The organism is Paraglaciecola sp. IT1134 (assembly GCF_058068185.1).
In genome coordinates, this window is the sequence record NZ_CM176486.1 from 1,567,625 (window position 1) to 1,581,822 (window position 14,198).

The following is a 14,198-nucleotide window of genomic DNA, read 5'->3' on the forward strand; positions in this document are numbered from 1 at the left end:
ATTCTCCAGCTCAGTGGTCGCGTTATTGAGGCCAATAGTGGCTAATTTGGGGTTGTTGGTCCGTCAATGCATTTGTGTGTTCAACATCTGGCCCCTGTGGAATGCGCTTACCTTTAGGCACAAACACCGCCATTTCCAGTAAAGCAAGAGTTAGGTTATAGCTTTTACCACCTTGATAGGTTTGTTCGCTTGGGAAGCGTTGCCACTGACCTTCTGGCAAGTAAAACTCCACTTCGCCACCTGGTTTTAAACAGGGGATCACCAACATGTCATCGCCGAACATAAATTGCAGTTCAAACCCCGCAGCCAGGCGATCCTTTGGAAAGGCCAGAGGCATGGCGCGCATTAGTGGTACACCAGTGCGGGTAGCTTGTTGCATGGCGAGATAGATATAAGGCAATAAACGGTAGCGCAGCACCAGTGCTTGATTCACCGCTTCTTCTGCTTCTACCCCGTAACTCCATGGTTCTCGCTGACCTATGCCATGCAAACGCATGTGGGCACTGAACACCGCAGCTTGCGACCAGCGGATAAAGAGCTCTTGGTCTCGGGTATCCTTGTAAAAACCGCCCACATCGGTGGCGAAAAATGGTGCACCAGACATGCCCCAAGATAAGGCACCACGTATGCTCGCCCCGAGTCCGCCCCAATCGGCTTGCGGATCACCACCCCATTGACTCGGGAAACGCTGTGAGCCAGTCCAGGCTGACCGACTAAACAAAAAGGGACCATTTTTGGAATACTTTTGTGCGGCTTCATATACACACTTGTTATATAAAAAACTGTAAACATTGTGCAGGCGGTCGCCAGAGTCGCCGTTGTAAGCCAACATATTGTTATCTTCTATTTGCTCACCGAAATCGGCTTTGATCATATCAACGCCTAAATCGAATAGTGGCTTGTGGGATTCTAACCAAAACTGATACGCATCAGGGTGGGTGAAATCCACGATGCCAGATTCTGGCAGTGGCGTGAGTACTTCGGCGAAGGCGCTCATATCCCATTGATATTGATAGGTTTCACCTGTGCGTTTATCTTTTAATAACCAACCTTTTTTGGCCATTTCAGTAAACAGGGGGTGCTGCACTGAGACTAACGGGTATTCCCAAATACAGACCTTGAAATTGTCGGCTTTGAGTTTGTTAATCACCGCAGCGGGATCGTCAAAACGTTTGGGATCCCATTCAAAGGCGAATCGGGTATCTGTGTCTTGCCAGGCACGACCATCTAGGGTGATAACATCACAGGGCATCTTATGATCCCGTACGGCTTTCGCCGTGGCCAATAACTCAGGCACGTCTTTGTAGTAGGCCTTGGATAAAATCACACCCAGGCTCCACACAGGGGGCGTCGGCGCTTTACCGGTTAAATCGGTATAGGTGTTGATCATGGCTTGGCCGTCTGCACCGTGCATTAAGAAGATATCTAAGGTTTCATCTTCAACCAATACAGCATAAGCACGCTGTGACCAGGTGGCATAACCCACTGCATGGGTAACCGCAGCAGGGGTGTGCACAAATACCCCCCAGCCGCTGGGACTCCAACAAAAGGGGGTGTTTTTATAGGAAATCTCGGCGTTTACCCCTAACGCATCGTGGTTGTAAGAGCGTACTAACTGACCGCGTTTGTTTAACCCCCCCCATTTTTCCCCAAGACCATACACCGCTTCTTCGGTGGCCAGTTCTAAACTTAACAACCAGCCTTCATCGACTTTTGCCAAAGGTGGTAAGCGGTAACGGCGCACAAAGTGCCCATCGTTGGCGGTCTGTTGTACGATTTTGTTGTCTTGGAGCAGCTCAAAAGTGAAAGGGCAGTGGTTGACAACTAACTTGTTGTCGCCGGCGATGAGCGTGGTTTGTTGCTCATTTAAGATTATGTCTGCGCCAATAATATCCGGGGTACAGACCAATAAACCATAGTCTGGTTGCTGACTTGCGCCAATACGCAAACGCACCCCAAAGGCATGAAACGTGATGTGTAAATCACCCTGTGATGTAGGTAAAAGTGCACTACCGTCACTTAATACGCTGGCCGAGCCAATGACTTCGGCTTGTTTTATTTGGTTCCAGTTTGGGGCGCTTATATCAAATGCAGACATCAAATTTTTCTCACTGGTGATAATGACACTTTGAGGCTAAACGCGAATGCAGGCATAGGTGCATTCGCGTTTAATTTCTCTTATCTTATATAAGATATAAGTTATAGTAGTGTTAATTTGTTGTCAATCTTTGTTGAGTATTAGTTGCAGGGCTGGCTTGTAGCCAACCGAGGAAACTATGTTAAGTCATTGAAAAAATGTTTAAAAGAGGCATTAAATTACAGTAAATGTGTTCTCTATACAGACACACAAGTTCGATCCAAAACAAAGTTTAGCGTAAAGCAATCGATATTATCTTGTATAAGATATACAGTTAATATTACTCTTCTATTTTGTTTTAATAAATTTGCCGCATATGAACGAGAATCGCTTCGACAATAAACTCAGTCGCCCCGGATTAGCATTCCAGCCTCTTTACAAACAGGTAGAAGAGCACGTGACCCAGCTAATTGTTGAGCAACGTTGGCGCGCCGGTGATATGTTACCTAATGAGTTTCAATTGGCCAGTGAGCTTGGCGTGAGTCAAGGAACAGTGCGCAAGGCCCTGAACAGCTTAACCAGCGCCAAGATCCTCACCCGTCGTCAGGGTATAGGTACCTTTGTTTCTGAACATACCGGACACCATGGTCTTTACCGTTTTTATCCTTTGATTGCAGATGGTAAAAGCCCTGAATTACCCAAAGCAGAATTAATCTCTATGCAAACTCACGTGGCCAACAAACAAGTGGCCAAAGCCCTGGAGATAAAAGTTAAAGATAAGGTCATCGTTTTGTCGCGTAGGCGGATTTTGAACAATGAGTTTTGTATCGCTGAGACCATTTATTTGCCCTATAACCTATTTAAAACCTTACTCGACGAACCTGAAGTGCCTCACACCTTATATCATTTTTACCAAACTAATTTTAACCTGACAGTGCATAAAATTAATGACAGTATCAAAGCTGACTTGGCTACCAAGCAGGATGCCGAGTTATTGGATATCAGCATTGGTCAACCCATATTGGAAGTGACCCGCATAGCTCGCTCGTTGAATGATAAGGCCATGGAGTTTCGCGTTAGTCGTTGTCGCAGTGATAAATATCACTACTTGGTGGAATTGAATTAAGCAGGTATGTGCGATTGTCTAATTAAGTGGAATGTGCGTATATCTCGCTAGATGCGATCACGTGAAATGCGTTGTTCATTAGGGCTAGAATGCCAAAGCAGGGCCGCACAAACTGCTGTGCTGACACCAGCCTAGGGCTAATTTTAAGGTTACTTCCAGATGATAGGTAAGCATATTGTCATTTCTGCCGTACCTCGGTTACTCCACGCATAGTAGGGTACAAATTCAGTACGAATAGCATCCCACTGAGGTTTTACTACCTTATTATACATTTCATTAGTGCTGTCTTTACGGACTAACAAGTCCGCTGAAATAGTGGTCATATCGCCTAAGAAATCATCGCGATAATTGGCTTTTAATGCAGAGTCTGAGCCAATATACACATCTAGAATGCCGCTTTTCTCAGGGATATCGGGCGTCTCGATACAATAAACCAAAGGACCACGTTTAATCGCGACTTGGTTACGCACTTCTTCGATGCGTGGGTGACCTTCAACGAATTGAATATCCATCGGCATGTTTAATACAATTTCGTCGCCTGCTTGCCACTGACGTTCAATTTTAGCGTATTGACCTGCTTCGGCTGCCATAACGGCTACGCCGTTTACACTCAAGGTGGCACCTTTTTCCCAGCTAGGTATACGAATCTGTATGTCAAATGCCGACGCTTTACACGCTTGCACTTTCATTGAGACTTTGCCATCCCACGGGAAGTCAGTCTACAGGCTTAAACTTAGCGATGTACCATCGAGCAATGTGGTGCTTAGCTCGTTGCTACCAAATAGATTTACCGCGACACCAGCATCCGTCAAGCTGTAAGCCTATGCAGATACTTGGGCAATGGTACGTACTAAGTTTGGCGGACAACAGAAACACTCAATGTATGCTTCTCCATCTGGTGACTCGGTACAATCAGCATGATCTGAATATTCTCGCTGGCTAAAGTTCATCCTAAGTGGATTGGCGTAAAAGTATTTATCCCCTTCGTTACTTTCGCATATTCTGGCCCATCGGGATCACTGATTTTGGTTTCATCCATGCTCGTTTGCGTTTTGCCGTTATGCTGCCTTTTGAAGGCTCTGCTCTGAGCATATTTAGAGAGAGTTGCCTTAACATTGTCCAATTCTCAGCACTGTTCTGGTGATGAATTTAGCATTGGTCTTCTCTCAAGCTGACATTTAATACCCAGTGCAAACTATTTTCGATGGACCAATGGGCGCGTACAGCTTTGGCTAACGCTTTTTCGCTAAGCTCGGCACAGCTAATGTAATAACGATAACCTAGTTGTGGCGCTTTATCTTTGACTTGACGAAACCCTATGCTCAAGCCAATGCTGCGCAGATTAGGCCATTGGGGGAAGTGAGTTGCCAATTCGCTGGCTTTGATTACCTTTTACGGCTAACAGGTAATCAGCTTCTTTTTCTACTATTTGCTGTGCTATCTTTGTTTGGCTGCCCATCGCATCAATGGATACCAGCGCACCTTTTACCTCCAGTAGCTTAACGAGTGCTGGGATGGCGGTAATTTCATTCGATTTTTGTTCAGTTTTAAGTTGTGCCATCACCACTTTGTTGGCACACGCAAAGGCATTTACCATGTGAATAGTGGACTGCCTATCACCTCGTTGGTATGAGCTACGTAAGGTTTTTCCGTCGATGGCGACCACTTCGCCTTCAGTCACCTGAGCCTTCAGTCACCTGATGCACCGCCTGCATCCAATTCATAAAGCATTGCCGGAACTGCTCAGGTTCAATTTTAGAGATAATACGGGCAATGGTGTCATCGACCGGCACGTCATCGATAAGAAAACCCTGTTGCTTGAACCAGTCGTGGTGACCTTCAGCGTAATCATAAATCTCAGACCAACCTTCTGCGCCTGCTATCACGCCACAAAGTGTGACGAACAATACATCACACAAGGGGTAGGTGACTTTAGCGGATTGACGTTGGTCGATAATGGCACTGAAATGAGTCGTAAACGCTTCGAGATACATAAAGGCCTCCACAAAAGGGAGTACAAGATCACAGCTACCCATAAAATCAAAGAATTATCTTAACGAAAAATTCTAATTGTCTAAAAAACGTTCACGATCTCGCCTTGACACAATGAGTCTCAATTTCTAAATGAAAAGTTATAAATGCGGCTTGTGGTAATAGAGGCAAATGGCAGATTCAACGTAAAAGAGGTATCTCAGCCAATTTTGATCGAAAAGTTTACCTTTATACCGATTAAAAACATACTCGAAAGATCAACAGACCCTATGCTACGCCTTGTTAAACTTGCTGATCGGAAAGTCTTGTGGATGGACGGAAATTTGATTCAAATGGTGTAAATGACTTCAGATTGCTTCATGTGACCACTGTTTGTTGTAGGTGCATCTAATTTGATGTATTGTCAAATTTATTGGCGATTTATAATGCCTCCTTCACTTTGAACTTAATTAGACAATGTATTGGTTAAAGCTGGGTGGCGTCCGAAAACTTCCGAGGACATATGAATGAATATAGCTGCAAAACGAAACGCTCAACTTAGCGATAAAAGTACAATGCATGCTCAAGACATACGTGAGCAGCCTCCGCTTGATTGGCATAAAATAAGTTATTTATTATTATTATCTCGCGCTATGGATGATATTGAAGAAAAAGAATTAGTTCCTGAGAAATTAGTGTTTAACCAGTTTTCGGCGCGAGGCCACGATTTTGCCCAAATTTTACTGGGCACTCAATTAACACATCCTCATGATGGTGCTACTGGCTATTATCGTTCTCGTCCATTTGTATTGTCGCTGGGTTTAGATATTGATGACGCTGTTGCTTCTCCTATGGCAAAATCAGGTGGATATAGTGATGGGCGTGATATTGGTGTGGTCTGTAACTACCCTAATGTTGAACGTACTGGCGCAATGTTATTTCCTATGTGTGGAGGTGTTGGTGCACAGTATTCACCTATTGCTGGCTGGGCTCAATCTATTGTTTATCATCGAGATGAACTTGAAGATGAATCTTATCGTGGTGCGTTAGGGTTATCGATGGGGGGGGACTCGTCGATGTCAACAAGTGGTTTTTGGGCGTCATTAAATATTTCGACTACAAATAACTTACCGCATTTATTCTACATTGAAGATAATGGCTACGGCATTTCAGTACCACAAACCGTGCAAACACCTGGGGGAGATCAAGTAGCTAACTTAGCCGCTTATAAAAACCTTAAAATTATTGATGGTGATGGCACTGATCCCATACTTACGCCTCAATTAGTGCAAGAAGCGGTTGATTATGTACGTAGCGGTAAAGGAACTTGTTTATTACGTTTAAAAGTGCCACGTTTATGTGGGCACACTTTTCAAGACACTCAAATGTACAAACCTGAAGGTATGGTTGCACAAGAGCAAGCTAACGATCCTTTACCGAAACTGAAAACGTATTTAGCACAAGAAAATATTATCAGCAACAGCGAATGGCAGTCATTAGAAGAAAAAGCCTATAGCGACATACGCGCAAGTGTTGAAAGAGCTAAACAACGCCCAGAGCCAGATGCTAACAACGTAAAACGTTATGTTTATGCTGAAGTGGATGATAAAGGCCAACCTGAGGTTCAGTTGCGAGGTGGTTTGCATGGTGATAACTACCCATTTCCAACAACGAGTGAAATTGCAAAACCTGAAGGCCAACGCCTCAACATGCAAACAGCGATTCGAAAAGTATTGGAGCATGAGCTTGAAACCAACCCCAAAGTACTTGTTTTTGGTGAAGATGTTGGTCCTAAAGGTGGTGTTCATGGGGCAACTTTAGGCTTAAACGAAAAATTTGGTGATCATCGCGTATTTGATACGAGTTTATCTGAAGAAGGCATAATTGGTCGTGCTGTGGGTATGGCACTATCTGGTCTGATGCCTGTTCCTGAAATTCAATTTAGAAAGTATGCTGAGCCAGCTGCTGAGCAAATTAGTGATACGGGCATAATGCGCTGGCGAACGAATAACCAGTTTGCCGCTCCTATGGTTATTCGTATTCCTGGTGGTTTTGCTGGTCGTGGAGATCCATGGCATTCAATGAGTGATGAAGTTGAATGGGCACATAAAACCGGTTGGCAAGTTGTTATGCCTTCAAATGCTGAAGATGCTGCCGGTTTATTGCGTTACGCACTTCGTGATAATAATCCTACAATATTCTTTGAGCATAGATCATTACTTGATAATCGTTGGGCGCGACGTCCATACCCGGGTGATGACTTTGTTATTCCATTTGGTAAAGCCAATACATTGTGTGCCGGTGACAAGCTAACGCTTGTAACATGGGGAGCAATGGTTGAGCGCTGTGAAATGGCTGTTGAAGAACTTAAAAAAGAGCATACGCCAGACAGTATTGAACTCATTGATTTACGCACCATAGCGCCATGGGATAAAGCCACTGTATTAGCCAGTGTGAAAAAAACCGGTCGTTGTTTAATCGTTCATGAAGATAATATGACCGCTGGTTTTGGTGCGGAAATCGCAGCCGTCATTGCCAAAGAAGGCTTTTTTGACTTAGACGCCCCTATTGAACGCTTAACCATGCCGGATATACCCAACCCACATAATATTCATTTATTAAATGCAGCAGTACCTACTGTTGAACGAATAATATCAACCATTATTGACATTGTAGAATTTTAACTAAAAGCGAGTAATAAAAATGAGCATAATAGATATCATATTACCCGCAGCACAGTTAGAGGGTACTTCAGCAACCTTGTCAAAGTGGTTAGTAGAAATTGGTCAACAAGTTAACGCGGGTGATCCCTTAATAGAATTAGAAACAGACAAAGTGTCGATGGAAATATGCGCCCCCCAAAGCGGCACTTTACGTGATGCTATTGCCTGTGAAGGTGAAGAAATAGCTGTTGATGCTATATTAGGCCATCTAGATACTAACCCTTTAGCAAGTAGCACTGATAGTGGCCATGTTAATCAAACCACTGAAAATACGGTAAATGATCAAACAGTCGCTCGTTCACAAACAATGGTTAGTTTTGAAAACATTAAAAATGATGACGAGAATAGCAGTTATGAGCTTATTGGCCCTGCTGCGCGTCGCTTGTTAAAAAGTAATCATTTAGATCACAATCTCATTACTGGCTCTGGGCGACGAGGACGAGTGACCAGAAATGATGTGCGAACTTATATAGAAAATCATCCGCTTGCCAATCCCCCCATTCTTGAAAATACGCCAATGTCAGCACCGGAAACGACTAGTAGACCACTTAAAGGTACGATGATAAAACACACTAATATGAGAAAAGCTATAGCAAATCATATGGTTAGTAGTTTATTGGAAACATCTCCTCATGTAACCAGTATCTTTGAAATGGATATGAGCAATATTATTGAACATAGAAAATGGCATAAAAAAGAATACGCTGAGTGTGAGGTTAACTTAACTTTTACGGCCTATTTTTTAGCCGCAGTTGTTAAAGCCGTTCAAGAAGTACCTCAAGTTAATGCACGTTTTCATGAGCATGCATTGGAACTGTTTAGTGATGTTAACATTGGTGTTGGTACCGCTTTAGGAGACGCTGGGCTCGTTGTACCCGTAGTACAGCAAGTGCAATCACTTAACTTATTTGGAATTGCTAAAGCATTAACGGCACAAACAGAAAAAGCCCGCAGTGGAAAACTAACACCAAGCGACATGAAAAACGGTACCTTTACCATTTCAAATCATGGTGTTAGCGGTAGCTTAATCGCCACGCCGATTATTATAAATCAACCAGAAGTCGCTATTTTAGGTGTAGGTAAATTAGAAAAACGCGTGGTAGTTGAAGGCGTGGGCGATGTTGATTCTATAGTGATCAAACCGAAGTGTTATGTTTCGTTAAGTATTGATCATCGGGCACTTGATGCGCATCAGACCAATCTTTTTTTAACTAAATTTGTCGAAGTTATTGAGAATTGGGGGAATTAACAAAATATTACCTGATTACCCACTTTGCTCAGTCACCGTTGCACAGCATATAACACCAGTTATTTTGGGGGAAGCCCATGGCTAAGAACCACGTGCAGCTCCAGCAAAGGTAAAGTTTGTTTGAATTTATAGAAGACTATGGCATGGCACAGAACAAGAGTGTGAAGAAGCCTTGTTCAAATGGCGTTTTCCAAGTGGTTATGTGTGCAGGGACGGCGGTAACAACACGTATTATCAGTTGAAGTGTCGCAAACTTCTGCAATGTAACCGCGGTGGTCATCAACATTCTCTGAACAGCGGAACTCTATTTGCCAGCACCAAATTGTCTTTAACAAAGTGGTTTATGGCAATTCATTTTCTCACTCTATCCAAAACGGAACTGTCAACGATGGAACTGAAACGTCAATTGGGCGTCAACTATGACACTGTCTCGAAGATAAAGCATAAGCTGTTACAGGCAATGAAAGAAGCGGATGATAAGTATTCCATTGGCGGCATAGTACAACTAGATAATGTGTACTGGGGAGACGAGCGACGAGGAGTAAGGCGTGGTCGCGGTGCAGCAGGTAAAACGCCGTTTGTTGTCGCAGTAGCCCTGAATGAGCAAGGCCACCCAGTTTGAATGAAGATGAACGTGGTGAATGGATCCAAATCCACAGCGATTTCCCAATGGTCCCAGCGACAGAGGCGGCCTGATGTTTGTGGGTAATCAGGTCACCTTATGATTGTTAACCCTCATTATCCACGAAAAACTATCAGGTAATATTTATGTTTAGTCATTTAAACGCTATGCCAGATGATCCAATTTTAGGGCTGCTAGTTAAATACAAACAAGATGAAAATCCTAAGAAGATTGATTTAGGTATTGGGGTATGCAAGAACGAATTAGGACACACTGAGATCCTAAATTGTGTAAAAAAAGCAGAAAAGTATCGTTTAGATACAGAAGATACTAAGGCATATATTGGTCGAACTGGTTCGACACAATTTAATGATGAAATGAGTAAATTAACTTTTGATGCTCATAAAGTTTTAATTGAAGACCGTGTTCGCACCATTTCAACAATTGGTGGAACAGGCGCATTGCGTGTAGCCGCTGAATTTATTAATTCTTGTGTGCCTAACGCTACTATGTGGGTAAGTGATCCTACTTGGGAAAATCACTAGGCAGTATCAGTGCAAAACGCAAACGAGCATGGATGAAACCAACCTTCTTAGAGGCTGTTTTAAAAGGGGGATTTAGCGAGATGTGTAAAAATTAGACACTCATGCGGTTGCCCTGCTCATTGTGTTGTATCGAATGAATTTTGGGCAATATCGTGTTCTTTTATTTGAATATCGTACCGCAAAGATCAACACGTTCTAATGAAATCAATTAATAAATTGATCTTTCATTACTATATAAAGAGCTTTATTATGCTGTTGAAGTCGATAATTATATAAATGAAGCTATGTCTGATGAATCAATTGTGACGAATAAAAGTGTAAACATTAAGAAGCAAGCAAAATTTCCTAAAGGTAAAGTTAATTCAAACTTAGATTTACAAACATTTTTACCTTATAGAATGTATTGTTTGGCTATCCAGATGTCACACGCGGGTAATGATTTATCTGAATTGTTAAATGATACCGACATTATTATTGGAGAGAGAGAATGGCGTGTTATTTCAATTTTGGGGGCATATGGAGGGTTAACAAATGGTAAAGTTTCTAACATACTGAAATCCGACTCAGCTACTGTTTCTCGCGCAGTGAAGGTTTTAAAAACTTTAAACTTAATTGATACATTAAATTCAAAGAAAGATAGACGCAAGGTTTTGATCTATTTAACAGAATCTGGTGCTAAACTTTACGACAAAGTAACTCCTAAACGTATAGAAACCGGACAAATGATCGATAGTTGCTTCACACACGAAGAACTGTCTACTTTGCATCACTTATTAAATAAACTTGATCGTCATTTGCAACATATGGAAAATGAATTCGAAGATGAATGGGAGTAGATAAAAACATCGCATTCACTAACATTATGATTCACCTCTATTTTCATCTCCTTTATAACAAATTCGCTAAATATCATATTCGACTAAATTAAGAGAAATTGAATATGTATCGTATAAAATTAACAATATTATTATATAAAGCCCCCCGGTGAACGGTTACGAGCCCAAGTTTTTTGCTAAAGATACTCCAGAGATCGTAGCAATGAGCGCCAAAGACGCTTGCATAGACGCGGCCCTACGATAACTGGGGCCAAAAACGGTTGCAGCCAGTTTGGTACCACACTCTAAACGAGCTGGATGCTCAACTAAATTGATATATATGGCTGCCCCGGCAAATATGGTGCAAGACAAAATAGCAATGATTTCCAAAATTAACACTGCTCCTCTCCCCGAATATATAATTAGTAACCTAATGCGCGAATGTTGTGGTCAAGCGAGCGCAGTAGCAAAGCCTGCGTGAAAGCCCCCCAAGGCTGCTTGCAGCCTGAACAACATTTGTTTGTTAGGGCTTTAGGGTTAAATAAACCTGCACATACCTAGACCAAGTTGGTTGCCATTATGTACAGAGTAGCCAATTTTGCTATAAAAAGCCTCTTTGCCTTTTGCTGCAAACTTCCCGATAGCAACTGCGGCTTGTCGCATGGCCAGACATGGACGTCTGGACAAGGCGAGCGTTAAACCGGTAAGTTACCTCTGATCAGTTTGACATTAAACAAGCAAACAGATTAATTCACCAAAAGTAAAGTTCATACTGTACAACTTTCACTCAGCTAACCACGGGCCATAGGCGAGTGTTTGCGATTAGCAGATCACATTTACGATGGATTTATTTCTAATTAGCTAGAGATTGAATTCATTTATTAATTTCTGTTCAATAAGTAGTCTGCAAAATAATGGTTTTTATCAGTAAACTTCGCCGTTATCAAAAAATCGGTTTTGTGTAATATTCCAGATAAAATTTCATCATTATATTTACGTGAAATTTCCGTATGAATTTTCTCTCCTGCGCGAAAATGATAGGTTTTTCCGGTCGCTTTGATTTCGACGGATTGCTCGCAGTTACTTAATAAATAGCTTTTGGCGATGCCTTCGCACTCGTTGTATTCGGGGGCGTGTATAAACGCGTCTAGGTCAAAACTTGCGCCTAGTTCTGAATTCATGCGATGCAAAAGATTAATATTAAACGAGCGTGTTATGCCATTTTCATCGTTGTAGGCGGGCAAGACAATATCGGCAGACTTGATCAGGTCTGCGCCCAATAGTAATTTGTCATGTTTGCCTAAATTTGCGCCAAGTTGATAAAGAAAATCGCTGGCGACCGCGTCAGTCATATTGCCAATGTTAGAGCCCAGAAAAAGCACGATTTTGGGATGATGACTATTTTTAACGGAACCTAACATATCAAAATAGTCGCCATGTTTTGGTATGACCGATACCTGTGGCAAGCTTTGTTGCAACGATTTTTCAAGTTTATCTAATGCATTTTTAGAAATATCAACAGGCATGTAGTCATATTGATACCCCTCTTGGCTAAGGGCTTCAAGAAGTTTATGGGTTTTACTACCATCGCCCGCACCGAGTTCAATTAACTCAAAATAAATATTTTTATCAGCTTGAAATGACTCGATCAGCGCTTGAGTTTGGCTGGTAAATATTTCCATTTCACAGCGGGTTAGGTAATATTCGGGCATTTTCATGATTTCCACAAAAAGCGCATCGCCTTTTTTATCATAGAAATATTTAGAGGGTAGTGTTTTTTCAGATTGACTCAGACCAACATCTACATTTTTAGCAAATTGTTCTCTCATGTTGCTTGTCTATTCCTTGTAATTTTAATACTACTTGCTTATTTGACTAAGCGAATGCCAGAATATTGCCATTGAAAATGCGGCTGGAAAAAATTTCGATAAGTGGCTCTTGAGTGTTTCTTTGCGGTAGCAACAGAGCCGCCGCGTAAAACCATTTGATTAACCATAAACTTTCCATTGTATTCCCCAACCGCACCTTCACTCATGCTAAACCCCGGATAAGCTTGATAAGCCGATGATGTCCATTCCCAACGCAGGCCCCAATCAAATTGTGATGAAGCAACTTCCCATTCAAATTCAGTGGCTAGGCGCATACTTTTCCAGTTAGCAAAAGCATTCGCTTCATAATACGAAATGTGCGACACAATGGCCTGTCTATCAACTGCTTTTATACCCGCTAATGTATAGTAATACCATTGGCCATCAATGTTTTTCCAATACAAAGGGCTGTTGATTTGATTGTTGCCCAGCCATGCCCAGCCATCGTCTAACCAATAGCTAAAGGTGTTATAGCCCCCGCTTTCTATAAATTCAATATACTCATCATTGGTAACCAGAGATGCTGCAATCTCAAAGTGTGGTAAGTAGACTTTATGGCGTCCTCGTTCATTATCAAAACAAAAACTATCGTCTGCATGACCCACTTCATAGACGCCTTCCTCGATAATTAGCCATTGTTTATCTTCTGGATTAACGCTATTGCGATCACGTACAAGGTTATAATCTTGGCGATATACGGGGTAGATAGGATTTAACGACAGTGTGTATTTTAGGTCGGTCAATAATAATTCTTGATGCTGTTGCTCATGATTTATGCCAAGAGTAATGAGCACTTTGATTGTGTCCGGAATATCTTCACAGAGCAAACGCTGGATGTGTTCATCCACATAATGCCGGTATTGATACACCTGCTCAACAGTGGGCCGTGTGATTATGCCACGTAGGGCGCGCACGGCTTTTTCACCAACGCTTTGGTAGTAGCTATTAAACAAAAAACCAAAATGCGTATCAAATACGACATAATCAGCAACAAATTTTGTCAGGATCATTTCTTCAAAAAACCAACTAGTATGCGCCAAATGCCATTTGGGCGGGCTCGTGAAGTCAACCGCTTGCGGAATATAGTCTTCAACGTTAAGTGGTGCGCAAAGAGACTCGGTGTATTTCCGTGTTTGTTGATACTGGGCTAATAGCATAGTGCTACACCTTAAAAATAATATGTTGAACCTAAAGGCTGCTTC

Annotated in this window: 10 protein-coding genes and 3 pseudogenes; 6 read left to right on the top strand and 7 right to left on the bottom strand. The window is 42.2% G+C overall.

Going from position 1 to position 14,198, the window contains the following annotated elements:
• Positions 1-22 precede the first annotated feature (22 nt).
• Entirely contained in the window at positions 23-2,098 is a 2,076-nt protein-coding gene (locus tag AC3RV5_RS06785; protein ID WP_489731196.1) for a glycoside hydrolase family 31 protein, read from the bottom strand.
• 355 nt (positions 2,099-2,453) lie between these two features.
• On the opposite strand from AC3RV5_RS06785, the gene AC3RV5_RS06790 reads away from it, so the two are divergent.
• Complete coding sequence (locus AC3RV5_RS06790; protein WP_489731197.1) at positions 2,454-3,203, top strand: GntR family transcriptional regulator; 750 nt, start codon at positions 2,454-2,456, stop codon at positions 3,201-3,203.
• A gap of 149 nt (positions 3,204-3,352) precedes the next feature.
• Here AC3RV5_RS06790 and AC3RV5_RS06795 read toward each other — a convergent pair whose 3' ends face one another.
• The 3 genes and pseudogenes from AC3RV5_RS06795 to AC3RV5_RS06805 all read right to left on the bottom strand — a co-directional run bounded on the left by AC3RV5_RS06795 (position 3,353) and on the right by AC3RV5_RS06805 (position 5,197).
• Positions 3,353-3,892, bottom strand: a complete 540-nt coding sequence (locus tag AC3RV5_RS06795) for a hypothetical protein (RefSeq protein WP_489731198.1) — start codon at positions 3,890-3,892, stop codon at positions 3,353-3,355.
• A 132-nt stretch (positions 3,893-4,024) separates the two neighbouring features.
• Positions 4,025-4,153 carry a hypothetical protein gene (locus tag AC3RV5_RS06800; protein WP_489731199.1) on the bottom strand — a complete coding sequence of 43 codons (129 nt, stop codon included), beginning with the start codon at positions 4,151-4,153 and terminating at the stop codon, positions 4,025-4,027.
• A 37-nt stretch (positions 4,154-4,190) separates the two neighbouring features.
• Positions 4,191-5,197 (bottom strand): annotated as a pseudogene (locus AC3RV5_RS06805) (ISAs1 family transposase).
• A gap of 504 nt (positions 5,198-5,701) precedes the next feature.
• On the opposite strand from AC3RV5_RS06805, the gene AC3RV5_RS06810 reads away from it, so the two are divergent.
• The 5 genes and pseudogenes from AC3RV5_RS06810 to AC3RV5_RS06830 all read left to right on the top strand — a co-directional run bounded on the left by AC3RV5_RS06810 (position 5,702) and on the right by AC3RV5_RS06830 (position 11,149).
• Positions 5,702-7,858: an alpha-ketoacid dehydrogenase subunit alpha/beta gene (locus AC3RV5_RS06810; protein ID WP_489731200.1), complete on the top strand. Its 2,157-nt coding sequence runs from the start codon at positions 5,702-5,704 to the stop codon at positions 7,856-7,858.
• 19 nt (positions 7,859-7,877) lie between these two features.
• Positions 7,878-9,146, top strand: a complete 1,269-nt coding sequence (locus tag AC3RV5_RS06815) for a dihydrolipoamide acetyltransferase family protein (protein WP_489731201.1) — start codon at positions 7,878-7,880, stop codon at positions 9,144-9,146.
• A 116-nt stretch (positions 9,147-9,262) separates the two neighbouring features.
• A pseudogene (locus AC3RV5_RS06820) lies at positions 9,263-9,828 on the top strand (IS1595 family transposase); the annotation flags it as partial.
• Between the two features lie 86 nt (positions 9,829-9,914).
• A pseudogene (locus AC3RV5_RS06825) lies at positions 9,915-10,310 on the top strand (aminotransferase class I/II-fold pyridoxal phosphate-dependent enzyme); the annotation flags it as partial.
• Positions 10,311-10,597: 287 nt separating this feature from the next.
• A complete protein-coding gene (locus AC3RV5_RS06830; protein WP_489731202.1) occupies positions 10,598-11,149 on the top strand; it encodes a MarR family winged helix-turn-helix transcriptional regulator in 552 nt (183 codons plus the stop codon).
• A 156-nt stretch (positions 11,150-11,305) separates the two neighbouring features.
• On the opposite strand, the gene AC3RV5_RS06835 is transcribed toward AC3RV5_RS06830, so the two are convergent.
• The 3 genes from AC3RV5_RS06835 to egtB form a co-directional block, all read right to left on the bottom strand.
• Positions 11,306-11,527: a hypothetical protein gene (locus AC3RV5_RS06835; RefSeq protein WP_489731203.1), complete on the bottom strand. Its 222-nt coding sequence runs from the start codon at positions 11,525-11,527 to the stop codon at positions 11,306-11,308.
• Positions 11,528-12,009: 482 nt separating this feature from the next.
• Complete coding sequence (locus tag AC3RV5_RS06840; protein WP_489731204.1) at positions 12,010-12,957, bottom strand: L-histidine N(alpha)-methyltransferase; 948 nt, start codon at positions 12,955-12,957, stop codon at positions 12,010-12,012.
• 38 nt (positions 12,958-12,995) lie between these two features.
• Positions 12,996-14,153 (bottom strand): ergothioneine biosynthesis protein EgtB, encoded by a 1,158-nt coding sequence (egtB, locus tag AC3RV5_RS06845; protein ID WP_489731205.1) that lies wholly within the window; start codon positions 14,151-14,153, stop codon positions 12,996-12,998.
• Positions 14,154-14,198: the final 45 nt, after the last annotated feature.

What these genes read in the sequence shown, in the direction of transcription:
- AC3RV5_RS06785 (WP_489731196.1), bottom strand. Translation starts at nt 2,098, where the DNA reads ATGTCTGCATTTGATATAAGCGCCCCAAACTGGAACCAAATAAAACAA.
- AC3RV5_RS06790 (WP_489731197.1), top strand. Translation starts at nt 2,454, where the DNA reads ATGAACGAGAATCGCTTCGACAATAAACTCAGTCGCCCCGGATTAGCA.
- AC3RV5_RS06795 (WP_489731198.1), bottom strand. Translation starts at nt 3,892, where the DNA reads ATGAAAGTGCAAGCGTGTAAAGCGTCGGCATTTGACATACAGATTCGT.
- AC3RV5_RS06800 (WP_489731199.1), bottom strand. Translation starts at nt 4,153, where the DNA reads ATGAACTTTAGCCAGCGAGAATATTCAGATCATGCTGATTGTACCGAG.
- AC3RV5_RS06810 (WP_489731200.1), top strand. Translation starts at nt 5,702, where the DNA reads ATGAATATAGCTGCAAAACGAAACGCTCAACTTAGCGATAAAAGTACA.
- AC3RV5_RS06815 (WP_489731201.1), top strand. Translation starts at nt 7,878, where the DNA reads ATGAGCATAATAGATATCATATTACCCGCAGCACAGTTAGAGGGTACT.
- AC3RV5_RS06830 (WP_489731202.1), top strand. Translation starts at nt 10,598, where the DNA reads ATGTCTGATGAATCAATTGTGACGAATAAAAGTGTAAACATTAAGAAG.
- AC3RV5_RS06840 (WP_489731204.1), bottom strand. Translation starts at nt 12,957, where the DNA reads ATGAGAGAACAATTTGCTAAAAATGTAGATGTTGGTCTGAGTCAATCT.
- egtB (WP_489731205.1), bottom strand. Translation starts at nt 14,153, where the DNA reads ATGCTATTAGCCCAGTATCAACAAACACGGAAATACACCGAGTCTCTT.